The 19972-nt window shown below is 69.1% G+C and carries 27 protein-coding genes and 1 pseudogene; 15 read left to right on the top strand and 13 right to left on the bottom strand.

Annotated features, from left to right (window positions below):
* Positions 1 to 42: 42 nt before the first annotated feature.
* From ASG80_RS05090 to ASG80_RS05080, 3 genes are all read right to left on the bottom strand, one after another.
* A complete protein-coding gene (locus tag ASG80_RS05090) occupies positions 43 to 636 on the bottom strand; it encodes a pyridoxal 5'-phosphate synthase (RefSeq protein WP_056729082.1) in 594 nt (197 codons plus the stop codon).
* Between the two features lie 168 nt (positions 637 to 804).
* On the bottom strand, positions 805 to 1683 hold the full coding sequence (locus tag ASG80_RS05085) for an aldo/keto reductase (RefSeq protein WP_056729081.1): 879 nt from the start codon (positions 1681 to 1683) through the stop codon (positions 805 to 807).
* A gap of 192 nt (positions 1684 to 1875) precedes the next feature.
* The gene (locus ASG80_RS05080; RefSeq protein WP_056729080.1) at positions 1876 to 2175 is read right to left on the bottom strand and encodes a hypothetical protein; all 300 of its coding nucleotides are present in this window, start codon (positions 2173 to 2175) and stop codon (positions 1876 to 1878) included.
* 70 nt (positions 2176 to 2245) lie between these two features.
* On the opposite strand from ASG80_RS05080, the gene ASG80_RS05075 reads away from it, so the two are divergent.
* The gene (locus ASG80_RS05075; RefSeq protein WP_056729079.1) at positions 2246 to 2596 is read left to right on the top strand and encodes a helix-turn-helix transcriptional regulator; all 351 of its coding nucleotides are present in this window, start codon (positions 2246 to 2248) and stop codon (positions 2594 to 2596) included.
* A complete protein-coding gene (locus tag ASG80_RS05070) occupies positions 2593 to 3072 on the top strand; it encodes an SRPBCC domain-containing protein (RefSeq protein ID WP_056729078.1) in 480 nt (159 codons plus the stop codon). The genes ASG80_RS05075 and ASG80_RS05070 overlap by 4 nt, the downstream gene beginning before the upstream one ends.
* A 6-nt stretch (positions 3073 to 3078) precedes the next feature.
* Here the strand turns inward: ASG80_RS05070 and ASG80_RS05065 are convergent, their stop codons facing one another.
* The 3 genes from ASG80_RS05065 to solA all read right to left on the bottom strand — a co-directional run bounded on the left by ASG80_RS05065 (position 3079) and on the right by solA (position 5329).
* Positions 3079 to 3546 (bottom strand): VOC family protein, encoded by a 468-nt coding sequence (locus ASG80_RS05065; RefSeq protein WP_056729077.1) that lies wholly within the window; start codon positions 3544 to 3546, stop codon positions 3079 to 3081.
* A 100-nt stretch (positions 3547 to 3646) separates the two neighbouring features.
* Entirely contained in the window at positions 3647 to 4030 is a 384-nt protein-coding gene (locus tag ASG80_RS05060) for a YciI family protein (RefSeq protein ID WP_056729076.1), read from the bottom strand.
* 102 nt (positions 4031 to 4132) lie between these two features.
* Positions 4133 to 5329 (bottom strand): N-methyl-L-tryptophan oxidase, encoded by a 1197-nt coding sequence (solA, locus tag ASG80_RS05055; RefSeq protein ID WP_056729075.1) that lies wholly within the window; start codon positions 5327 to 5329, stop codon positions 4133 to 4135.
* A gap of 208 nt (positions 5330 to 5537) precedes the next feature.
* On the opposite strand from solA, the gene ASG80_RS05050 reads away from it, so the two are divergent.
* Complete coding sequence (locus tag ASG80_RS05050; protein ID WP_082589796.1) at positions 5538 to 6011, top strand: nitroreductase/quinone reductase family protein; 474 nt, start codon at positions 5538 to 5540, stop codon at positions 6009 to 6011.
* A gap of 29 nt (positions 6012 to 6040) precedes the next feature.
* Here ASG80_RS05050 and ASG80_RS05045 read toward each other — a convergent pair whose 3' ends face one another.
* Positions 6041 to 6493 carry an Lrp/AsnC family transcriptional regulator gene (locus tag ASG80_RS05045; protein ID WP_056729074.1) on the bottom strand — a complete coding sequence of 151 codons (453 nt, stop codon included), beginning with the start codon at positions 6491 to 6493 and terminating at the stop codon, positions 6041 to 6043.
* Between the two features lie 102 nt (positions 6494 to 6595).
* Between ASG80_RS05045 and ASG80_RS05040 the strand changes: the two genes are divergently transcribed.
* On the top strand, positions 6596 to 7249 hold the full coding sequence (locus tag ASG80_RS05040; RefSeq protein WP_056729192.1) for a LysE family translocator: 654 nt from the start codon (positions 6596 to 6598) through the stop codon (positions 7247 to 7249).
* Here the strand turns inward: ASG80_RS05040 and ASG80_RS05035 are convergent.
* Both ASG80_RS05035 and ASG80_RS05030 read right to left on the bottom strand, forming a co-directional pair.
* On the bottom strand, positions 7239 to 7502 hold the full coding sequence (locus ASG80_RS05035) for a hypothetical protein (protein WP_162256597.1): 264 nt from the start codon (positions 7500 to 7502) through the stop codon (positions 7239 to 7241). The genes ASG80_RS05040 and ASG80_RS05035 overlap by 11 nt on opposite strands.
* A gap of 186 nt (positions 7503 to 7688) precedes the next feature.
* Positions 7689 to 8123: a hypothetical protein gene (locus ASG80_RS05030; RefSeq protein WP_056729072.1), complete on the bottom strand. Its 435-nt coding sequence runs from the start codon at positions 8121 to 8123 to the stop codon at positions 7689 to 7691.
* Between the two features lie 89 nt (positions 8124 to 8212).
* Between ASG80_RS05030 and ASG80_RS05025 the strand changes: the two genes are divergently transcribed.
* Both ASG80_RS05025 and ASG80_RS05020 read left to right on the top strand, forming a co-directional pair.
* Positions 8213 to 8794 carry a TetR/AcrR family transcriptional regulator gene (locus ASG80_RS05025; RefSeq protein WP_056729071.1) on the top strand — a complete coding sequence of 194 codons (582 nt, stop codon included), beginning with the start codon at positions 8213 to 8215 and terminating at the stop codon, positions 8792 to 8794.
* Positions 8795 to 8912: 118 nt separating this feature from the next.
* A complete protein-coding gene (locus ASG80_RS05020; protein WP_056729070.1) occupies positions 8913 to 9482 on the top strand; it encodes a hypothetical protein in 570 nt (189 codons plus the stop codon).
* A gap of 61 nt (positions 9483 to 9543) precedes the next feature.
* Here ASG80_RS05020 and ASG80_RS05015 read toward each other — a convergent pair whose 3' ends face one another.
* Entirely contained in the window at positions 9544 to 9894 is a 351-nt protein-coding gene (locus ASG80_RS05015; RefSeq protein WP_056729069.1) for a VOC family protein, read from the bottom strand.
* A 58-nt stretch (positions 9895 to 9952) separates the two neighbouring features.
* Here ASG80_RS05015 and ASG80_RS05010 point away from each other — a divergent pair, with 58 nt between their 5' ends.
* A complete protein-coding gene (locus ASG80_RS05010) occupies positions 9953 to 10477 on the top strand; it encodes a TetR/AcrR family transcriptional regulator (RefSeq protein WP_056729068.1) in 525 nt (174 codons plus the stop codon).
* A gap of 28 nt (positions 10478 to 10505) precedes the next feature.
* Here the strand turns inward: ASG80_RS05010 and ASG80_RS05005 are convergent, their stop codons facing one another.
* Genes ASG80_RS05005 through ASG80_RS04995 form a run of 3 tightly spaced genes read right to left on the bottom strand, consistent with a single transcriptional unit; the run spans position 10506 to position 13598 of the window.
* A complete protein-coding gene (locus tag ASG80_RS05005; RefSeq protein WP_056729067.1) occupies positions 10506 to 11309 on the bottom strand; it encodes a carbon-nitrogen hydrolase family protein in 804 nt (267 codons plus the stop codon).
* Positions 11310 to 11326: 17 nt separating this feature from the next.
* Positions 11327 to 12709, bottom strand: a complete 1383-nt coding sequence (locus tag ASG80_RS05000; RefSeq protein ID WP_056729066.1) for an APC family permease — start codon at positions 12707 to 12709, stop codon at positions 11327 to 11329.
* Positions 12710 to 12716: 7 nt separating this feature from the next.
* The gene (locus ASG80_RS04995) at positions 12717 to 13598 is read right to left on the bottom strand and encodes a carbon-nitrogen hydrolase family protein (protein WP_082589773.1); all 882 of its coding nucleotides are present in this window, start codon (positions 13596 to 13598) and stop codon (positions 12717 to 12719) included.
* Between the two features lie 94 nt (positions 13599 to 13692).
* On the opposite strand from ASG80_RS04995, the gene ASG80_RS04990 reads away from it, so the two are divergent.
* The 8 genes and pseudogenes from ASG80_RS04990 to ASG80_RS24355 all read left to right on the top strand — a co-directional run bounded on the left by ASG80_RS04990 (position 13693) and on the right by ASG80_RS24355 (position 19822).
* Positions 13693 to 14496, top strand: coding sequence for a FadR/GntR family transcriptional regulator (locus ASG80_RS04990; protein WP_200952498.1), 804 nt, complete (start codon positions 13693 to 13695; stop codon positions 14494 to 14496).
* Between the two features lie 11 nt (positions 14497 to 14507).
* On the top strand, positions 14508 to 15587 hold the full coding sequence (locus tag ASG80_RS04985) for an epoxide hydrolase family protein (protein ID WP_369816223.1): 1080 nt from the start codon (positions 14508 to 14510) through the stop codon (positions 15585 to 15587).
* 127 nt (positions 15588 to 15714) lie between these two features.
* On the top strand, positions 15715 to 16797 hold the full coding sequence (locus tag ASG80_RS04980; protein ID WP_056729065.1) for a redoxin domain-containing protein: 1083 nt from the start codon (positions 15715 to 15717) through the stop codon (positions 16795 to 16797).
* A 99-nt stretch (positions 16798 to 16896) separates the two neighbouring features.
* Positions 16897 to 17391 carry a dehydrogenase gene (locus tag ASG80_RS04975; protein WP_056729064.1) on the top strand — a complete coding sequence of 165 codons (495 nt, stop codon included), beginning with the start codon at positions 16897 to 16899 and terminating at the stop codon, positions 17389 to 17391.
* Entirely contained in the window at positions 17388 to 18464 is a 1077-nt protein-coding gene (locus ASG80_RS04970) for a winged helix DNA-binding domain-containing protein (RefSeq protein ID WP_056729063.1), read from the top strand. The genes ASG80_RS04975 and ASG80_RS04970 overlap by 4 nt, the downstream gene beginning before the upstream one ends.
* A gap of 44 nt (positions 18465 to 18508) precedes the next feature.
* Positions 18509 to 18991: pseudogene (locus ASG80_RS24705) on the top strand (alpha/beta fold hydrolase); the annotation flags it as partial.
* 143 nt (positions 18992 to 19134) lie between these two features.
* A complete protein-coding gene (locus ASG80_RS24360; protein ID WP_235508191.1) occupies positions 19135 to 19383 on the top strand; it encodes an alpha/beta fold hydrolase in 249 nt (82 codons plus the stop codon).
* The gene (locus tag ASG80_RS24355) at positions 19319 to 19822 is read left to right on the top strand and encodes a dihydrofolate reductase family protein (protein WP_235508190.1); all 504 of its coding nucleotides are present in this window, start codon (positions 19319 to 19321) and stop codon (positions 19820 to 19822) included. The genes ASG80_RS24360 and ASG80_RS24355 overlap by 65 nt, the downstream gene beginning before the upstream one ends.
* The last annotated feature ends 150 nt before the right edge of the window (positions 19823 to 19972 follow it).

The following is a 19972-nucleotide window of genomic DNA, read 5'->3' as shown; positions in this document are numbered from 1 at the left end:
CGGTCGTCGCGCAGGGGAGCGGCCGACCCTGCGGCATCCGCTCTATGGCCAGAGCTCGGTGAGTGCCCAGCCGCCGTCGGCGCCACGCTCGTAGGCGAAGCACAGCGGCTCGCCGTGCCCGCGAAGCTGCAGCACATCGGCATGGCGGGGGGAGAGGACGTACGCCTGCCAGTCACGCGAGGTGAGCTGGGGTTGCCGCTCGAGCGCGTGCCGTGCGGCCTCGAGTCGCGCCTCCGCCGCCGAGGCGTCACCGCGCGGCGAACCCTGCCGACCGGCGAGGACGCCGGCTCGCGCCGGCATCCCGCGTGCCCGGAAGTCCTCGTCGGAGATCGTACGATCGCCGGGGACGACCGGCCCTGCGAACCGCAGCTGCCGGCCGAACTCACGCCAGTGGAACACCAGTTCCGCCCACGGCCGGTCGCTCAACTCCAGCCCCTTGCGACTGCTCGCGACCGACGCGAACCAGAGGCCGCGGTCGTCCACGTCCTTCAGCAGGAGCGTGCGCGCCGAGGGGGTTCCCGAGGCATCCGCCGTCGCAATGGTCGCTGCGTGCGGCACGGCGAGACCCGCCTCGACCGCCTCTTCGATCCACCTGAGGAGCAGGGCGGTCGGCTCGTGGGGAAGCTGTTCCCTCATCAACGGTTCGACATCCGCGATGATCGGCGGCAGGGATCGGAGAAACTCACGAACCGAGGGCTCAGCTGGTCTCGACACACGTCGAGCCTATTCGCTGGCCATGGGCGCGGAGTGCGACGGGGCGCCCGTCGATCGGCGTGACGGGGTCGACGGATGCCGCGCCGCGGCTCACGCCTCGGGAATGGTGAGCGCGAACACCTCCGGCGTGATGGATGCCGGTTCGGGGCCGCCGCGCTCGCCGGTGTCGAGCGCGTCGATGGCCTCGAGCTCCGCAGCGGTGAGTTCGAAGTCGAAGACGTCGAAGTTCTCGGCGATGCGCTCGGCGCGGACGGACTTCGGGATGGCCGATCGGCCCTCCTGCAGGTGCCACCGCAGCATGACCTGCGCGGGGGTCTTGCCGTGCGCGTCGGCGATGCCGCCGATCACCGGGTCGGCCAGCGTGCCTGCGCTCTCGCCGCGGTAGAAGGTGATGCCGCCGATCGGCGACCACGCCTGCGTCAGGACGCCGTGCGCGGCATCCGCTGCACGCACCTCGGGCTGCGAGAAGTACGGGTGCACCTCGACCTGGTTGACGGCCGGCACGACGCTCGTCTGCTCGAGCAGCGTTTCGAGATGGTCGGGCATGAAGTTGCTGACGCCGATCGCACGCACCTTGCCGTCGGCGAGCAGCGTCTCGAGGGCGCGGTACGCCTCGATGGTGCGGTCGAAGTGCGCGGGCATCGGCTGGTGCAGGATCAGCAGGTCGAGCGTGTCGACGCCGAGCTTGCCGGTGCTCTTCTCCCACGCGTGCAGGGTCTCGTCGTAGCCGTAGTCGCTGATCCACACCTTCGTCTCGATGAAGATCTCGTCACGGTCGAGGCCCGACTGGCGGATCGCCTCGCCGACCTCCCGCTCGTTCAGGTACGCGGCGGCGGTGTCGATGTGGCGGTATCCGACCTGGAGAGCGGATGCCACGGCGCTCACGGTCTCGGCCGGGGGAGTCTGGAAGACGCCGAAGCCGAGCGCCGGTATCGTCACGCCGTTGTTGAGTTCGAGTGTTTCGTTCACCCGTTCGACGCTAGATCGGGTTCCGTCAGCGAGGGAGGCCCTGTCAGTTCGTGGTTGGCCAGTGCCTGTCGCTGGATACCGAACGGGGGGACCATGAATGTGGTCGCTAGCTCGATGCGCTCCTGAGCGAAGACTTCACGCTCACGCACATGACCGGCTACGTGCAGCCGAAGCGGCCAACCCACCAGTCCATCACGTCGTAGGCGAGCCGCCCCGCCACCACTGATGGGTCGCCGTCCGAGAGCCGTGCGGCCTCGGCAGGGGTCGCAGGCGAAGATCGACATCCCGCGATACGACGGGGTCGCTCTGCTGGTCGAACGGCCCGTTCACGACCACCACGCCCTGCCGCCACAGGTCGGCCCGGTAGGCGAGGTGGCGTGCCTGGAGCGCGTCGAGCTCCTCGTCCGACATCTCCGGCGCATCGTCCGGCCGCCGCAGGACCACGACCGTGTAGACGTCGAACGCGTCGGGGATGTCGGGATTGCGCGCCATTCGCTGAGTCTTGAACTCGGTGGCATCACCGCCATTGCGCGGTCGCTGCGGTTGCACAATACTTAGCCATATGGAAAAGTATTCGGACGAACTGGACGAGGTCTTCCTCGCCCTCGCTGATCCGACCCGACGAGCGGTTCTCGCCCGACTGGGCGCAGGAGCAGCGAGTGTGACCGTGCTGGCAGAGCAGTCGACGATGACCCTCCCCTCGTTCATGAAGCACCTCGCGGTGCTCGAGCGTGGGGGACTCATACGCACGGCGAAGACCGGACGGGTACGGCGCTGCGAGCTCAACCGCGAGCGGCTCGACCTGCTCGACGACTGGCTCGCCGAACAGCGCCGCACGTGGGAGCAGCGCACCGACCGCCTGGACGCCTTCGTCACCACGCAGCCTGGCATCACGCAGAAGGAGACCTCGTGAACCCCGACCTCGACCTGACGATCGAGCGCGTCATCCGCGCACCCCGCGCATCCGTCTGGAGGGCCTGGACCGAGCCGGCGAGCTTCGAGAAGTGGTGGCTCCCGGCGCCCACCGTGTGCCGGGTGGAACGATTCGAAGCCCGGGCGGGCGGGCCGCTGGTCACGAGTATGAGCGAGGACGGCGTGAGCTTCCAGCCGCACATGGATGCGTGCTTCCTGCTGGTCGAGGACGGCGAGCGCATCGTGTTCACCAACGCCATCGACAGTGCTTGGCGGCCGACCTCCCCGTCGCCCGTGCCGATGACCGCCGAGATCACCTTCGCCGACCACCCCGAGGGTACGGACTACCGCGTCATCGTGCGGCACGGCGATGCGGCCGCACGATCCGTCCACGAGAAGCTCGGCTTCGCCGCCGGATGGGGGTCGGTCACCGCGCAGCTCGCCGCGCTCGCCGAGGGTCGAAACGTCGGTGCCTGAACGCGGTCAGGCGTTCTCGAGTTCGGCGATCACGATCTTCTTCTGGCGCATCATCACCTGGATCTGCTCGGGCCGGCGCGTGAGCTCGCCCATGTTCGCGGGAATGATCTGCCAGCTCACGCCGAACCTGTCCTTGCACCAGCCGCATTGCTCCGACTCGGGCACGTGCGAGAGCTTCGACCAGTAGTCGTCGATCTCGGCTTGATCCTTGCAGGACACGACGAAAGAGATCGATTCGTTGAAGGGGAAGAGCGGTCCGCCGTCGAGGCAGGTGAAGTCCACGCCGTTCAGGGTGAACTGCCCGTTGAGCACCTTGCCCGACATCCCGACGAAGTGCGCGTCGAGCGATTCATCGGGATACTCGTCGATCCGGGTGATGCGGGAGTTCGGGAAGACGTCGACGTAATAGGCCATCGCCTCGCGTGCCTGGTCGTCGAACCACAGGCACGGCTGGATGAATGAGAGCTCGGCCATCAGTGACCCCCTTGTTCGGCCCGTCGCTTCGCCGCCCACGCTACGCGGATGTCGCGGTGCCGGCGAGGGCGGGGTCGGGACGGATCCACGGCGCCGCTCGTCAGTCGTCGGGCATCGAGCGGCGGTCGCCGACTGCGTGCTCGGCGAGTGGGAAGGCGAGCGAGTTGGCGCCGACCCACCACTCCATCACGTCGTACGCGAGCCGCCCTGCCACCACGGATGGGTCGCCGTCCGACAGCCGTGCGGCCTCTGCGGGGTCGCAGGCGAAGATCGACATCCCGCGATACGACGGGTCGCTCTGCTCGTCGAACGGCCCGTTCACGACCACCAGGCCCCGTCGCCGCAGCTCGGAGCGATAGGCGAGGTGGCGTGCCTGGAGCGCGTCGAGCTCCGCATCCGACATCTCCGGCGCATCCGCCGGTCGCCGCAGGACCACGACCGTGTAGACGTCGAACGCGTCGGGGATGTCGGGATTGCGCGGCATGCGATGATCCTAGGTCTCAACGCCGCTCGAACTGCGAGTCTGACCGCCGACCGATGGTGATCAAGGAGGTCGCCGAGGGGCCGTAGATGTGCTTCGCGATCCTCAGGCGAACCGCCGCGGGTCGAGGAACCCGGCATCCGTGAACGCCTGTTCGCCGACGACCGACTGGGCGACGAGCTCGCCGAGCGCGGAGGCGTGCTTGAACGAGTGGCCGGAGCATCCGCCGCCGACGACGACGCGGGGGTGTGCGGTCGGGCCGACGACGAACTGCCTGTCGGGCGAGTGGGTCATGATGCAGGTCGTCACGCCAGATGGCTCTGGATCGACGTCGGGGAACGTCGCCGCGACGAGGTCGCGGATCTCGTCGGTCTCGCCTGGGTGGATGTCGCGGTCGATCGCATCGGGGTCGTCGTCGGCGAAGGGTCCGTCGAAGTCGGGCCCCACCTTCACGTCGAAGCCGTCCAGGTCGTCGAAGCCATCGGAATCGCCTGCGTGGATGCCCGGCATCGCGCCGTGGCCCCAGATCCAGGTGTCGCGTCCGGGCACGCTGCGGATGAAGACCGGCAGCACGTCGAGGTTGGCGTTTCGCCCGTCGCGGGCGCGGAACCAGGTCATCACGACGCGATGCGGCGTGAGCGGCAACTCGGGAACGAAGCGCGTGATCCACGGGCCGGATGTCACGGCGACGTGACGCACGCGGTACTCGGCGTCGTCGGTGCGGATCGTGACGCCGTCGTCGTCCGGCTCGACCTCGATGACGTGCGTGTTCGTGTGGATGCGGGCGCCGGCCGCGCGGGCGGCGTCGACCGCAGCGACGATCGCGGCTTCGGGGCGGACGAGGCCGGCCTCCGGATCCCAGACTCCGACGTCGCCCGGGTCCAGACGCGCACGCGCCGGGAAGCGCCGCGCGATCTCGTCGGCGTCGAGTCGCTCGACGGGCAGATCGTGGGCGTCGGCGGCGCGCAGCGTGCCCTCGATGATGTGCGAGTCGGGCGGGCCGATCATCAGGCCGCCCGTCTCGAAGAACAGCCGCTCCCCGCTCGACGTCTCGAGCTCGCGCCACAGCTCGCGCGCGCGACGCGCGATCGGCGTGAGGCCGGGGTGCTCGAGGCAGGCGACCCGGAACAGGCGAGTCTTGCCGGTCGAACCACCCCACGCGTGCCCCGGCTCGAACTGCTCGAACCCGAGCACGTCGAGGCCGCGCGCGGCGAGCCGCCACGCGGCGCTCGAGCCGATCGCGCCGAGGCCGATCACCGCGACGTCTGCGTCGTAGTCGTTGCCTCGATCCGTGCTGCTCATCCTTCGATTCTCGTCGAGCCGCGCTCGCACGTCGTCAGGGCGTCGACCAGAGGGACCACCGAGTTGACTCGGGAGCAGGCGATGAACGCCGCCGACTGGGCGGCGCGCAACCGGCACGTGGGCTGAGGTCGCGACGCGACAGGCCACCCTCATCTTCTGAATCGCGCCATGATTGAGAGGATGATCGTCGTCTGGAGGGGACGAGGCCATGGCATTCGATACTCCGAACGGGACCCGAGGCGCCCGCCAGCCCGGCCACAATCGGCTCGAGCGGTGGGGCAACCAGCGGATGGCCGACCGCATCCGCCGGAAAGGCACCAGGCCTGGCGACAAGCTGGTGCTCGTCACGGTCGGGAAGAAGACGGGCCTCGAGCGGATGACTCCGGTGAGATGGTTCCCCGCCGAGGGCGACACGAAGCTCATCGTGGCGTCAGCAAGCGGCGGCCCGCGGAATCCCGCGTGGTACTACAACCTCGCGGCACACCCCGACCGAGTGCGGGTCGAGTTCGCCGGACAGCGCGTCGAGGTCACCCCCGAGCAGCTCCACGGCGCAGATCGCGACAACGCTTGGCGTCAGATCACGACCCAGGCATCGGGATTCGCCAGATACGAGCGGATCACCGACCGGCAGATTCCGGTCATCCGCCTCACCCCTCGGACCCGCGGAGAGCGAGAGACCTGACGCCGTCGATGATCGGTCGGCTTCCGGCGTCAGATCGGTAGCGGTCGGTCGTCGACGATCGCCTTCATGACCAGGGTCGACTCGACGCGGCGAACGCCCGGCAGCGCGGAGAGCCGCTCGTCCCACAGCCGTTGGTACGCAGGAAGGTCGGGCACGGCCACGCGCAGCAGGTAGTCGGGATCGCCGAAGAGTCGCAGCGCCTGGATCACCTCGGGAATCTCGGCCACGGCGGCATCGAAGGCGGGGATCGTCGCTCGGTTCGCCTGCTCCATCGTGACGAACACGAGCGCTCCGAACCCGAGCCCGACCACCTCGGGGTCGATGACGGCCCGGTACCCCGTGATGGCTCCGGATGCCTCGAGCGCGTGCAATCGACGATGGGTCGGCGACATGCTCAGCTGCACGCGCGAAGCGAGGTCCGTGAGGCTCAGCCGCCCGTCCAGCTGCAGCTCAGTGAGAATCCTCCGATCGATGGCGTCCATGGGTGAATTCTTCCACGGGAGGCGTCGTTGGAGGAGAAACTTGGAAGCCTATTTGGGTCGAACTTGCCTATGTTCGTCGTATCGAACGAGGGGAGGCCTGCGATGGACGTGCAGTTGCTGCTCGCGTGCTGGGGCATGATGACGCTGATGGTGTTGGTCCCCGGGCCGGATTGGGCGTACATCATCGCCGCGGGCACCCGTGAGCGCACCATCCTGCCGTCGCTCGGGGGCATCCTCGTCGGGTACCTCGCGGCGGTGACGGCGGTCGCAGTGGGCGTCGGCGCCGCAGTCGCCGCCCTGCCGTGGGTGCTCATCGCGCTCACGTTCGCGGCAGCGGCTTACCTGTCGTTCCTCGGGATCCGCGTGCTCAGGCAGCCGCCGGCAGTCGTCGCGGGCGATGCGGGCGGGGCCAGTGGCTCGGCTCAAGGAGCCAGCGATCGGCCGTGGTTGCGACTCGCCCAGGGCGCCGGCGTCAGCGGGCTGAACCCGAAGGGGCTCCTCGTCCTCGTCGTACTGCTGCCGCAGTTCACCGACGCGGCGGGCGGCTGGCCGATTCCGGTGCAGCTCGCCGTGCTCGGCCTCATCTTCGTGGGGAGCTGCGCGCTCGTCTACTCGGTCGTGGGGATGAGCGCGAGGGCGGTGCTCCGAGCCCGGCCATCCGCCATGCGCATCATCTCCCGCGTCTCAGGTGGCGCGATGGTCGTGCTCGCGTTCGTGCTCGTCGTCGAGCAGGTCGCTCATTTCGTCAGTGGATAGAACGCACCTCTCGGCGACGGGCGAGCTCGATCGGCGCGGTTCCAGGGCCGGCCACGCGAGAGGCCTGGAGCGGCATGTCCATGAGAAGATCCATGTGGTCGCCCAGGTGTGCGATCGCCCGCTCCCACCCGTCGGCCTGGTCGGGGATCTCGAAGAACTCGCCCGATACATGTTCGAACGTCAGGATTCGCCGAACGTCGCCCATGACGTCATCGGCTTCTACCGCAACCGACTCGATCTCATCCCAGGGCACCAGCAACTCCGGTGAGTCCCCTGTGGCGATGGTCAAGCCCTCGTCGGAGAGGGCGATCCTCAGCTCGACACCAATCAGCCCCTTCTTTCGGTGACGACCAGGGGTCGCGGGGTGCGGATGGTGTCGAGGTCGATGGGCTCGGGAGAACGCATGCGTCGATCGTCGCACCCGGTGGGATGCGCGGCGTCATCCGCCCGCCTGCAGCCGCCCGATCTCGGAACGCGCCGCCTCGACGATCTCCTCGTTCGTGTGGGCGTGGCCCCACAACCCCCATCCGCCGGGTATCGCCTCGGTCAGCAGTACCCAGACCCGCTCCGCAGGGATGCGACCCTCGGATGCCTCGACCACGAGGCCCGTGAGCTCGGCCACGACCGCGAGCTGCTTCTCGCGATCGAGCGCGCCGGCGTTCGTCAGCACCTGCACGCGCACGTGGTCGCCGGCCCCCGCGGCATCCGAGATCGCCGCCGGTGGGAGCTCGTGCACGAATGCGGCGGTGTTGCTGCGGAACATCGGGATGTCGGGCACCTGCTCGACGGTCTTCACGATGCTCGCCGCCCGTGCGGCGACGTGGTGCACGTCGGCGAAGGTGCCGAGCGGGGCGTAGAGGTCGATCATCGGCATGGCGAAACTCCCGGTTCAGGTCGATTATGACGAGTGTCATAATGATATGCTATGACGAGCATCATAGTCAAGGGTCCCGAGGAGGGCGCATGGCCACCGACACTCGCCGCCGCATGATCGACAGTGCCGCCCTGCTCGTTGCTCGGCACGGATCGCGCGGTACCTCGTTCTCCGAGGTGCTCGAGGCATCCGGGGCTCCACGCGGGTCGCTGTACCACCACTTCCCGCAGGGCAAGGAGCAGCTGGTGCACGCCGCTGTGGAGGCGGCCGGAGGCCGCTCGCTGGCGCAGCTCGCCGCGTTCGACGGCCTCTCCGCCGGCGAGGTGGCATCGCGTTTCCTCGGCATGTGGCGATCCCTGCTGACGGCGACGGACTTCGGCGTGGGATGCGCCGTCGCCGCCGTCACGGTCGATGCCGAGTCGGATGCCCTGCTCGAGCGCGCCGGCGTGGTGTTCCGGTCGTGGCGATCACGGTTGGCCGAACTGCTGGCCGCTGGTGGCGTGGGCGCCGATCGTGCGGCATCCCTGGCGGCGCTGCTCATCGGCGCGAGCGAGGGTGGTGTGCTGCTGGCGCGCGCCGAGCGCGACGTCGCCGTGTTCGACGCGGTGGCGGCCGAGGCGGTCGCCGCGGTCGAAGCCGCCGCCGGAGTCGCGCCGACGCCTGCCGGGTAGCGTCGGCTGATGCCGCCGATCTGCAGTGGCGGGCGTGGCTCGATGCCGTGGCGCATTGAGCCACGGCACTCGCGCAGCACTCTTGTGCGGGGCATCCGTTCTGCGTCAAGGTGACCGCATGCAATTCGCGGGCGAGCTCACTCCAGACGAGTTCTGGGCGGTGATGGATCAAAGCGACGACGAGGTGCGACGCACGTTCGCAGAGCGGCCTGCCTTTGAGATTCGCGGATGGCCCGGCCGGGCGATGGTCTCGGAGTGGTCGTTCGGCAGCGGTGCCAGATCGATCATGTTCCTGCCCGCCGACTGGAATGATGAGGCATTTCCCAACCTCGATGTCCTACCGCGCGTCGACGTGCTGGTGGATGCCACTGAGCCGAGGCCCGTGGTGGCCGAGCGCATGGCGTTCGAAGCCTTCGAGCGAACCGGCCAACCCCCACGATTGCCGGTCCCCGATGCGCCGACGCCCGACGCGGTCATCGAGGTGAACGTCGACGGCGTGGCCGAGCCCTTCGAACTCTGGTCGACCGGCCATCGGGCACGGGCGGCCGGCCGCGTGGCTGGCGTCACGATCGTGATCGAGGCCACGGGCCATGCGATCGAGGAGGTCTCGCTCGTGCGCGTCCTCGACATCGAGGGGCTGCTCGCCGAGCGGCGACGGTGGATCCGAGAACTCCGCGGTGAGGCGTGAGCGGTCTCCATCGCGGTGCGGTCGATGCCGTTCTCGATACCCCGGACGGCGAACGCGGGTGCTAGTCGGTGGCGGAGTCCGTCGCCTGGTCCATGACGTAGATGGTGGCCCCGCCAGGATCCTGGTAGGTGGCCATGAAGCCGCCGGGGATCTCGCCAGGCGCTTCGACCACGGCGAGCGTCTCGGGGCGGGCGGCGTGGAAGGCCTCGACGCTGTCGACGACGAACAGCGGCCCGATAGGGGCATCGGGGTCGTGGGAATCGAGCATGAGCTGCACGTCTGAGCCCGGCAGGGCGAGGGCAACGGTCGCGTCGCCCTCGCGCCACACCTCGGTGAAGCCGAGGCCGTCGCGGTAGAGGCCGAGCGATGCGCTCAGGTCGGAAGTCGGAACGAACAGGAACTCGAGCTTCATGGCACGTCCTTCCGTGTCGTAACTGGATTTACCCACAGCATAACGCCATTATGGAGGTGTGCGCGAGTGGATTCCGATATCGTCCTCCCCGAAGGGCAGGCTCGCGCTTGCGGCGGTCACGGAGTTCGGGGCACGCCCCTTCGATGAGGTCACGGTCGGCGAGCTGGCGGCGGCAGCGGAGGTCACCACGGGCGCGCTCTACCACCACTTCGGCAGTAAGCTCGGGCTGTATGCCTTTGTGCGTGAGGACGTCGAGCAACGCCTGCTGGACCGGATGGAGGGCGCCATCGCGGCATCCGCGCCGACGTCGGATCGCTCCGCGGCCGTGATGGCCGCGCTGCTGATCGGGTTCGACTTCGCCGTCCGCGAGGGCTTCCTCCGCGTCCTGGGAGACCCGCCCGCGGGAGCAGGACACGACCGCCTCACCGACATGTTGAGTGCGAGTACCGCTCCGGCTTCTCCTGTTCTCGGCCGGGTTCTCGCGGCAGCCTGGCGGGCGGCGCTCGTCGCCGTCGCCGAGGGTTCGGACCCGCAGCAGGCGCGCGCTGCGCTCGTCTCTTTGGAGTTCCGACTCTCGTCGTGACCGCTGATCGCCGATTCGAGACCCCGATTCATCTGCGCGGCGATATGGATGTGCGGGGCGAACGCGTCTGCGGCGCCGCCGCCGCGGCCCGCGTGCGGGCCACCTCGTCGAGATCGAGGGCAAACGTCAGCAGCCCCGGATCGTCGCTCAGCTCCGCGACGATCCGGCCCATCGGGTCGACGAGCAGGCTCGTGCCGATCGAGATCGGGGGGCACTGGGAGACGGCGGCAACGAAGTAGAGGTTCTCGATCGCGCGGGCGCGAGCGAGTACTCGCCACTGGTCGACCTTCTGGTCGCCCGGAACCCACGAGGAGCAGAGCGCGACAAGTTCGGCGCCGGCTCTCGCGAGCGCCGTGCCGAGTTCGGGATGTCGCACGTCGCTGCAGGTCATCAACCCGAGATGCATACCGTCGACCTCGAGCACCGTGGCACCCGACCGCTCGGAAGGGGAGATCCAGGCGGACTCGTGGAACCCGGCCGAGTCGTAGAGGTGGATCTTGCGGTAGCGACCGAGGAGCCCGCCGTCGGGCCCGAACGCGACGAGCGTGTTGAACGGACGCGGGTCGGCGGGGTTGGCCTCGACCATCCCCGCGACGATCGAGATACCGTGGCTTCGGGCCAGCGTCGACACCTCCCGTCCGAACGCACCATCGATCGGTTCGGCGATCTCGGCGAAGGTCGCGTCGACGGCCCGCTTCTCGTACATGGCGTACTCGGGGAAGATGACGAGCGTCGAACCGGCTGCCGCGGCCTGTTCGACCGCGACGCCGATGCGGCGCACGTTGCGCGCCACATCGGCGTCCGAGTCGATCTGGGCCAGGCTGAGTTGCACGGGGCCGATTCTGCCGCTCAGCGGGCGGGGGTGGGCGCGGGTTGCTGCGTCGGGTCGGTCGAATCGGCCTCCTCCATCGTCAATTCGGGCGGCAGCCGGCGGAAGCCCTTCGTGACGAGCGCGAGCACGATGATGCCGAGCACGAGCCAGCTCACGCCGAGCACGATCGCATTGACGTCCAGCTGGGTGAGGAGGTACGCGGTCACGATCGCGCCGATGACGGGCAGCACCACGTAGAGCGCGACGTTGAGGTGCGTGCCCTCTCGCCGGCGCTTGAAGAAGTACACGATCACCGAGAGGTTCACCATGGTGAATGCCGTGAACGCGCCGAAGTTGATGAACGACGTAGAGGTCGCCACATCGAGGAACAGCGCGACGAGCCCGACCACGCCGATCAGCACGATGTTGACCACGGGCGAGTGGAAGCGCGCACTGATGTAGCCGAATACCCGGCGCGGCAGTGCGCCGTCGCGACCCATCGCATAGAGCAGGCGCGCGGCGGATGCCTGTGCGGCCAGTCCGGAGGCGAACTGCGCGATCACGAGGCCTGCGATGAAGACGGCTCCGAAGACGTTGCCGCCGATCGTCAGTGCGATGTCGAACGCAGCCGATGAGGCATCCGCGAACTCACCACCGGGGTGCACGAGCTGCGTCACGTACGAGACGAGGATGAAGATGACACCGCCGATGAGCGCGATGAGCATGATCGCGCGCGGCACCGTCTTCTTCGGCTCGATCGTCTCCTCGGTGAACGTGGTGACCGCGTCGAAGCCGAGGAACGAGTAGGCGGCGATCGCAGCGCCGGCGGTGATCGTGCCGAATGTCGACGTCGGGTTGGCGAACGGCGCCGCGCTGACCAGTCCGGCGATGCCGTCGTTGGCGATCACCGAGCCGACCGAGAGGGCGACGAAGACACCGATCACGAGCACCTGGAACGCCATCATGATGTAGTTCGCGCGGTCGGCGACCTTGATTCCCAGGATGTTGAGCAGGCTCGTGACGATGACGAATCCCACGATCCAGATCCAGCCCGGCACGCCGGGGAACTGGGCTTCGAGGTACGCGGCGCCGATGAGCCAGATCACCATCGGCAGGAAGAGGTAGTCGAGCAGCACCACCCAGCCGACCAGGAATCCGATACGGGAGTCGATGGTTCGGCGCACGTACGTGTACGCAGAACCGGCGACGGGGTATGCAGCCGCCATGCGACCGTAGCTGGACGCGGTGAAGAGCATGGCGATCAGCGCCACCACGTATGCCGATGCGCTCGCGCCGCCGGTCACCTCGGCGACGACGCCGAAGATCCCGAGCACGATGAGCGGCGTCATGTAGGCGAGGCCGAAGAGCACGAGCGACGGCAGTCGCAATGTGCGCGTGAGGGTGGGGGTGGGGGTGGACATGGGTCTCCTAGCCGAGCAGGTTGGCGGTGGTGGGGGTCGGGTGAGGCTGCCAGCGCTCGGGGTCGATGCGGCCGGCGTAGAGGGGGAGTTCGAGCGGTGTGTCGGTGGGCAGGAACTGCGACCACATCCGGTTGCTGCCGGCGGTGCCGTGCCGGTGCACGTACTCGACGCGCTCGAGGTCGAGCGTGTCGAGGAGGATCACCGGTTCGGCGTCGTCTGCCGCGTCGAGCACGTTGCCCTCAGGGTCGACGACGAGGCTGAGGCCACGACCGATCGGGCCGGCGCAGTTGACGCTCACCGTGAAGGTCTGATTCGCGATCGAGTTCGCGCGCGCCAGCACGACCTCCTGCGCGCGGTCGGGCGTGGTGGTCTTCACGATGTTGACGACGACTTCGGCGCCCATCCAGGACAGGTGACGCGTGACCTCGGGGAACCAGGCGTCGTAGCAGATGGAGAGCCCGATGCGTCCGACGCCGTCGATGTCGAAGGTGACGAACCGGTCGCCGGGATCGTACGGCTCGAACGGCCGCCACGGGAAGACCTTGCGGTAGCGGGCCACGAGTTCGCCGGTCGGCGAGAACACCACGGCGGTGTTGAAGAGTTCGCCGTGCTCGCCGCGTTCGCAGATGCTGCCGGGGATGAGCCAGACGCCCGCCTGCCGGGCGATGTCGCCCAGGGTGTCCGTGAGGTTGCCGTCGATCGGAACGGCGGATGCCTGCAGCCGCGCGTTCCGCTCGGCGTCGGGCCACGTCTCGGAGCCGAAGAGGTGCAGTTCGGGATAGACGATCAGGTCGGCGTGGCTCGCCAGCGCACGGACCTCGTCGCCGAAGCGCGAGAACTCGCCGCCGATCGGGAGCGGAGCCGCCTGCTGGGCGGCGATGCGAAGCATACGAGTCACGAGCGACCTTCCAGTGTGAATGGGGGTCTGACCAAAATAGATCATAATGATCGAATAAGGCAAGACTCAGCGTAGGGTAATCATCGTGAGAACGTCGCGACCGACCGCTTCGCCGGATACGCCGGCCCCCGAGGCCGCCGCTGCCGCGCTGACCGAGCCCGAGCTCAACGGCATCACGAGGATGTCGGCGGTCGACACCGTGCGCGCGCGCATCTCACTCGCCATCGACCTCGACCTGATGGCCGCCGGCGAGAAGCTGCCGCCCGACGCACAGATCGCCGCCGCCCTCGACGTGAGCGAGATCACGGTTCGGCGTGCACTCGAGACCATGGCCGAGGACGGCACCGTCGAGCGGCGCCGTGGCCGCAGCGGCGGCACCTTCGTCACGGGCGTGCGACCGTCGGTTCCCGACGGGGCCGTCGAGGCGTACCGAGCGGATGCCGCGCTGGTGCACCGTCTCATCGACCTGCGAACCCTGCTCGAGTGCGCGCTCACGCATCACGCCGCGGTGCACGCCTCGACTGGCGAGCTCGCGCAGCTGGCGCAGCACGTGGCGGACGCAGGGGCTGCAGAGAACTGGACCGAGTACCACTGGGCCGACGAGCGCTTCCACGTCGGCGTCGCCGAAGCCAGCGGTCTCACGTGGGCGCTGGAGCAGTACCGCGAGGTGCTCTCCCAGCTCTACAGGTACTTCATTCCGTACCCGATCGACGTGCTGCACGCCGCCAACGAGGACCACGCCCGAATCGTGGCCGCGCTCGAGGCGCGCGACCCGGTGGCCGCGGTCGACATGGCGCGGGAGCACGTGCAGCACCTGCACTCGACGATGTTCGTCGGCCGACTCGAGGGCGGCACTCCGCCCTCAGGTGCACGAGGGCACGACGCCTGACCGGATAGGGGATCTCGTCATGCCTGCCTTCACGATCGCCGTTCCCGACGAAGTGCTCGACGACCTGCGGTCGGCGTCTCGCACGCACCAGGTACACGCAACCGAGCGCGGAGGCGTGGAGGGCCGGCGTCGATCCGGCGTACCTGCGCTCGCTGGTCGCGTACTGGGCCGACGAGTTCGACTGGCGGGCTGCCGAGGCGAGGCTCAACACGTACCCCCAGTTCCTCGAGCGCGGCGTGCACTTCATGCACATCCGTCGTGACGCGACCCGGCCGCCCGTCCTGCTGACGCACGGCTGGCCGAGCACCTTCATCGAGCTGCTGCCGCTGGCCGACCTGCTCGACGTCGACGTCGTCATACCGTCGCTGCCGGGATACCTGTGGTCCGAGCTCACCGACGGCCCGGCCACCCGCGCGGCCGTCGCCGAAGCCTTCCACGTCCTCATGACGGAGACCCTCGGCTACGAGCGGTACTTCGCCTTCGGCGGTGACATCGGCGGCTCGGCATGCGGATGGCTCGCGACCATGTACCCGGATGAGGTCGCCGGACTGCACGTCATCCACGGCCCGTTCCCCGCCGAGTACGACGAGCCGATCACGCCGGCCGAGCAGGCGTGGCTCGATTCCGAAGACGAGCGCAACGAGGAGGACGGCGGGTACGGCGCGATCATCGGAACGCGACCCGACACCATCGCGGCGGCGCTCATGGACTCACCCGCCGGCTTGGCCGCCTTCATCATCGACAAGCTCCGGGACTGGAGCGACTGCGGCGGCGACCTCGAATCGCGCTTCGATCGCGACACGCTCTGCACCATGGTGACGCTCTACTGGGTCACCGATTCGATCGGCACGTCGTTCAGGCAGGATCTCGACTGGCCGCCCACCCGGAAGCGGCCGACCATCCCGGTCCCGGTCGCGGTGACGCAGAGCCACGAGTGGAACATGCCGCTGTTCCCGCGCTCGATCGCCGAGCGGGCAGCGAGCGACATCCGCCGGTATTCGGCGCCCGACCGCGGCGGGCACTTCATGGCGTTCGAGGAGCCCCGGCTCGTGGCCGACGAGCTCAACGCGTTCATGCGCGAAGTCGGCTAGGTCGAGGTTCGGGTTTCGACGACGCGACTCCCGGTGGCGACTCGGCCTTGCCGATGGAGCGTCCGAGTACGACGATCTGGAGTGAAGGCCGGCCGAGCGTCAACCGATTTCATGTTGGAGGCCCCTCATGTCCGATGATCACCTCGCCGACGAGGCCGCGGGCGCTGCGGCGACGCCGCGGGAAGCCCGCAGCGGCCTGTTCCGATCCATCGCCCACAGGCTGGCCGGCGATCGCGAAGTCCTTCCCGACGAGGGGCGCCTCCCGTCGTTCGATCGTGCGACGAGCTGGCTCAACTCCGAACCCCTGACGCCTGCGGGGCTGCGGGGCCGTGTCGTCCTCGTCGACTTCTGGACCTACACCTGCATCAACTGGCTGCGCACGCTCCCGTACCTGAAGGCGTGGGCCGCGAAGTACGGGGATGCCGGATTGACGGTCGTCGGCGTGCACACCCCGGAGTTCGGCTTCGAGCGGGAGCTGCGCAACGTGGTGGCGCATTCGAGGAACCTCGGCGTCGACTACCCGATCGCCGTCGACAGCGACTACGGGGTGTGGGACGAGTTCGCGAACCACTACTGGCCGGCGGTGTACATCGCCGACGCTGAAGGACGGATTCGCTACCACCAATACGGCGAGGGCGAGTACGCCCGAACCGAGATGGTGATCCAGCAGCTCCTCGTCGATGCAGGGGCGCGGGACATCGACCAAGGTCTGGTGATGGTCGATCCCCGGGGTTTGGAGGTCGCCGCCGACTGGCATTCGCTGCGCTCCCCTGAGACGTACCTCGGGTACGACCAGAGCAGCGGATTCGTCTCTGAGGATGCCGCGTACTACGACCGCCCTCACGTCTACGACGCAGCCACCAGGCTGCTGCCCAACACCTGGGATCTTTCAGGCGACTGGACGCAGGGGCGGCACGCCGCCGTGCTGAACGCTCCCGGCGGACGGATCTGGTTCAGCTTCCACGCGCGCGACGTCAACCTCGTCATGGGGCCCGCCACCGCCGGCGCCGCCATCCCGTTCCGGGTGTCGCTCGACGGCCATGCCGTTCACGGCGCCCACGGGAGCGACGTGGACGCCGACGGTAGCGGGGTGGTGAACGACCAGAACACGCACCAACTGATCCGCCAGTCGGAGCGGATCACCGAACGCGTCTTCGAGATCGAGTTCCTCGAGGCCGGCGTGGAGGCGTACTGCTTCACGTTCGGCTGAGCAAGACGGCGGCGACGCGCGGCCGAGTGTCTTCTGCCGGATGCCTCGCGCGCGACGCCGTTCGCCGCGAGAGAATGGGAGGTGATCTGGAGGAGCGACATGGGTGAGCTGACGACTGATTCGACGGCGGGCAGGTCGACACCCGCGGCCGCCCCGACGGCCGCGACCGTGGGGCATGACCCCCGCCACCACGCGATCGGATGCCCCGAGTGCTTCGAGGAGCTGCAGCGCAATAGGGACTGGTGGAAGGCGCGACCCGAGGGTTCGCGACTGGTCGGGCTCGTCGTCGCCCGCGACGACATGCCGCCGGTCGTCGAGCAGCGGAACGACCTGGCTCGCTTCGGCGTCGCGATCCTCGACTTCAGGCACCCCGCGCCGGAGGGCTCGCTGACGTGGGAGCAGCGGTTCGGCCGGTTGTTCGAGACGTTGCAGGCGGGCGACGTGCTCGTCGTCGTGAACGAGCGCGCCCTCGGCGCCACGACTGACGAGGTCGCGCGCACCATCCGGGCGCTGCGGCGCCACAACCTCGTGGTCAAGGTGCTGAGCCACGGCGCACCGCACCTGGAGGATGCACGCGCGGCAGATCGCCTGTGACCACCGACCGCGACATCGCCCGTTGGAGGCTGCACTCGCAGCTGCTCGCCGCACCGGCCGACGGTGCCGAACAGGTGGTGCAGTCTTTGGCGGCCGTGCAGGCCGAGAACCCGTCGCAGTCGGCCTGGGCGGTAGCGACCCGCACGACGTCGCCGCGCCAAGGCGACCTGGCCGACGCGATCGCGAGCGGTCGTGTGCTGCGCACCCACGTGCTGCGTCCGACCTGGCACTACGTGCACGCCGACGATGCGCACTGGCTGCTCGAGCTCACCGCGCCGCGCGTGCTGCCGACCGTCGACCAGCAACTCCGGCCGCTGGCCGACCGCATGACCGCGCTCACCGACGCCGTCGAGACGATCCTCGGCGAGGCATCCGATCGCACCAGAGCCGACCTCGCCACCGCCCTGGCCGATCGCGGCTTCGAACTCACCGGCCAGCAGCTCATGCTGCTGCTCGCGCATCTCGAGCTCCACGGCCTGGTGTGCAGCGGCGTGCCGCGCGACGGCGAGCACACCTACGCACTCTTCGCCGATCGCGTGCCCGCGCCGAGGCGTCTCGACCGTGACGACGCGCTCACCGAGCTCGCCCGGCGCTACTTCACGTCGCACGGACCCGCCACCGAGCGCGACCTCGCGTACTGGGCCACCCTCACCGTGACTGGCGTACGGCGCGGGATCGCCGGTGCCGCCGACCGGCTCGCATCGTTCGAGCACGACGGACGCACGTTCTGGCACGCGCCCAGCGACGTCCCGGCATCCGCGTCGCCCGCCGGCCACCTGCTGCAGGTGCTCGACGAGATGTACCGGGGGTACCAGGACTCCCGCTGGGTGATCGATGGTGAAAGCATGGTGCCGCGAGCGCGGGAGTCTGCGATCGGCATGGCGCTCGTGGATGCTCAGCTCGTCGCTGCGATGAGGCGCACGGTCAATGCGAAGTCGGTCACCTTCTCGGTGCGGCCGCATCGCGCGCTGCACGCGCGCGAGCTCGAGGCCATACGGGATGCCGCGGCACGGTACGGGGAGTACCTCGGGCTGGAGGCGAGGGTGGAGCTCGACGCGGTCGGTCGAGCTTAGTTTCGGCAGAGCGACCGTGGCGGGACATCCGTGAACCGAGCAACATGGTGCCCATGAAGCGAACGGATGCCTCGCGCCGAGCGCTGCGGGTCGCGCGTCCCGACGGTGCCGAGATCGCGGCCGAGGTGATCGGTTCGGTGCGGCATCCGGTCGTGCTGCTCGTCGCCGGAGGCGAGTCCTCGATGGACTGGTGGCGGCCGGAGTTCTGCGACCTGATCGCGGGTCGCGGGCTGTGCGTGGTGCGCTACGACCAGCGCGGCATGGGCGAGACGACGCTCGGGCCGCCCGGCACACGGCGCGACGGGCTGCCGGTCGCCGTCGGGGACGCGCTCGCGGTGCTCGATGCGGCCGGCGCGAGCGACGCGCACTGGGTCGGCTTCTCGGCGGGCGGATGGGTCGCCCAGCTCGCCGCGCTCGACCACCCCGATCGGGTTCGCGCGCTCACCCTGGTGTCGACCAGTCCGACGATGTTCGAAGCCGATCCCGACCTGCCCAGTGCGACCGCCCGGATGCAGGAGGTGTGGGCGAACCCGCTGCCCGAGCCCGACTGGAGCGACCCGAACGCCGTGGTCGAGTACCACGTGGACACCGACCGCGACTACGCCGGCGACGAGTTCGACGAGGCGCACGACCGCGTCATCTGGACCGACACGGTGCGCCGGTCGCCGACATGCACCGCGACGGCGGCGGGGCGGATGTCTTCGAGGATGCCCCGCGCTGGCGCGAGCGGCTCGGGGAGATCCGGGTGCCGACGACGGTGGTGCACGGAACGGCCGACCCGGTGTTCCCGATCGGCAACGGGGAAGCGCTGGCGCGCGACATCCCGGGGGCGCGGCTCGTGGCGCTCCCCGGCGGTGGGCACGAACTGCCGCCGGCGGCGTGGGGTGCGGTCGTGGAGGCGGTCGCCGGCACGCCGTGACGCCTCCGACGAGCTCGTCTTCGGTGCCGACGCGGTGCTGCTCGGCCGGGAGAGCTACGAGTTCTTCCGCGAGTACTGGCCCGCGCAGACCGACGACCGCGGCTTCGCCGCGCACTACAACGCGCTCCCGAAGTACGTCGCCTCGACGACCCTGACGGGCCCGCTCGACTGGAACGCGACCCTCATCGAGGGCGACGTGGCCGAGACGGTGAGGGGCCTCCGCGACCAGTACGAGTCGATCATCTCGCACGGCTACGGCAAGCTGGCCGCCGCGCTCGTCGACGCCGGGTTGGTCGACGAGATCCACGCGGGCATCCATCCGTTCCTGGTCGGGAACGCCGAGGACCGGCTGCGCACGCCGCACCCGGTCGGCCTGCGACTGCTCGGCGTGCAGACCTACGACTCTGGCATCATCGCCGCCAGGTACGCGCCGGCGTAGCTTGCCTCCCGGCAACCCCAGGCTAGGGCGACTGCGTCGCGGGACACGCTACGCCGATGCGGCAGACGGGGCGATGCATCCAGCAGGTGCCACGGCTGAATCAGCGCGACGGATGCCGCGGGCGGGGTCACCTCGTGCGCGATGGGTCTA

It is taken from the genome of Agromyces sp. Soil535 (assembly GCF_001428255.1).
Lineage (GTDB): Bacteria > Actinomycetota > Actinomycetes > Actinomycetales > Microbacteriaceae > Agromyces.
The sequence above is the reverse complement of the archived record's forward strand: the minus strand, read 5'-3'. Positions and strand labels throughout refer to the sequence as shown.

Bases quoted from the DNA above. Each gene is read 5' to 3' on its own strand.
- ASG80_RS05090 (WP_056729082.1), bottom strand. From the start codon at position 636: ATGAGGGAACAGCTTCCCCACGAGCCGACCGCCCTGCTCCTCAGGTGG.
- ASG80_RS05080 (WP_056729080.1), bottom strand. From the start codon at position 2,175: ATGGCGCGCAATCCCGACATCCCCGACGCGTTCGACGTCTACACGGTC.
- ASG80_RS05075 (WP_056729079.1), top strand. From the start codon at position 2,246: ATGGAAAAGTATTCGGACGAACTGGACGAGGTCTTCCTCGCCCTCGCT.
- ASG80_RS05065 (WP_056729077.1), bottom strand. From the start codon at position 3,546: ATGGCCGAGCTCTCATTCATCCAGCCGTGCCTGTGGTTCGACGACCAG.
- ASG80_RS05060 (WP_056729076.1), bottom strand. From the start codon at position 4,030: ATGCCGCGCAATCCCGACATCCCCGACGCGTTCGACGTCTACACGGTC.
- solA (WP_056729075.1), bottom strand. From the start codon at position 5,329: ATGAGCAGCACGGATCGAGGCAACGACTACGACGCAGACGTCGCGGTG.
- ASG80_RS05050 (WP_082589796.1), top strand. From the start codon at position 5,538: ATGGCATTCGATACTCCGAACGGGACCCGAGGCGCCCGCCAGCCCGGC.
- ASG80_RS05045 (WP_056729074.1), bottom strand. From the start codon at position 6,493: ATGGACGCCATCGATCGGAGGATTCTCACTGAGCTGCAGCTGGACGGG.
- ASG80_RS05040 (WP_056729192.1), top strand. From the start codon at position 6,596: ATGGACGTGCAGTTGCTGCTCGCGTGCTGGGGCATGATGACGCTGATG.
- ASG80_RS05030 (WP_056729072.1), bottom strand. From the start codon at position 8,123: ATGCCGATGATCGACCTCTACGCCCCGCTCGGCACCTTCGCCGACGTG.
- ASG80_RS05025 (WP_056729071.1), top strand. From the start codon at position 8,213: ATGGCCACCGACACTCGCCGCCGCATGATCGACAGTGCCGCCCTGCTC.
- ASG80_RS05020 (WP_056729070.1), top strand. From the start codon at position 8,913: ATGCAATTCGCGGGCGAGCTCACTCCAGACGAGTTCTGGGCGGTGATG.
- ASG80_RS05015 (WP_056729069.1), bottom strand. From the start codon at position 9,894: ATGAAGCTCGAGTTCCTGTTCGTTCCGACTTCCGACCTGAGCGCATCG.
- ASG80_RS05000 (WP_056729066.1), bottom strand. From the start codon at position 12,709: ATGTCCACCCCCACCCCCACCCTCACGCGCACATTGCGACTGCCGTCG.
- ASG80_RS04995 (WP_082589773.1), bottom strand. From the start codon at position 13,598: ATGCTTCGCATCGCCGCCCAGCAGGCGGCTCCGCTCCCGATCGGCGGC.
- ASG80_RS04980 (WP_056729065.1), top strand. From the start codon at position 15,715: ATGTCCGATGATCACCTCGCCGACGAGGCCGCGGGCGCTGCGGCGACG.
- ASG80_RS04975 (WP_056729064.1), top strand. From the start codon at position 16,897: ATGGGTGAGCTGACGACTGATTCGACGGCGGGCAGGTCGACACCCGCG.
- ASG80_RS24360 (WP_235508191.1), top strand. From the start codon at position 19,135: ATGCACCGCGACGGCGGCGGGGCGGATGTCTTCGAGGATGCCCCGCGC.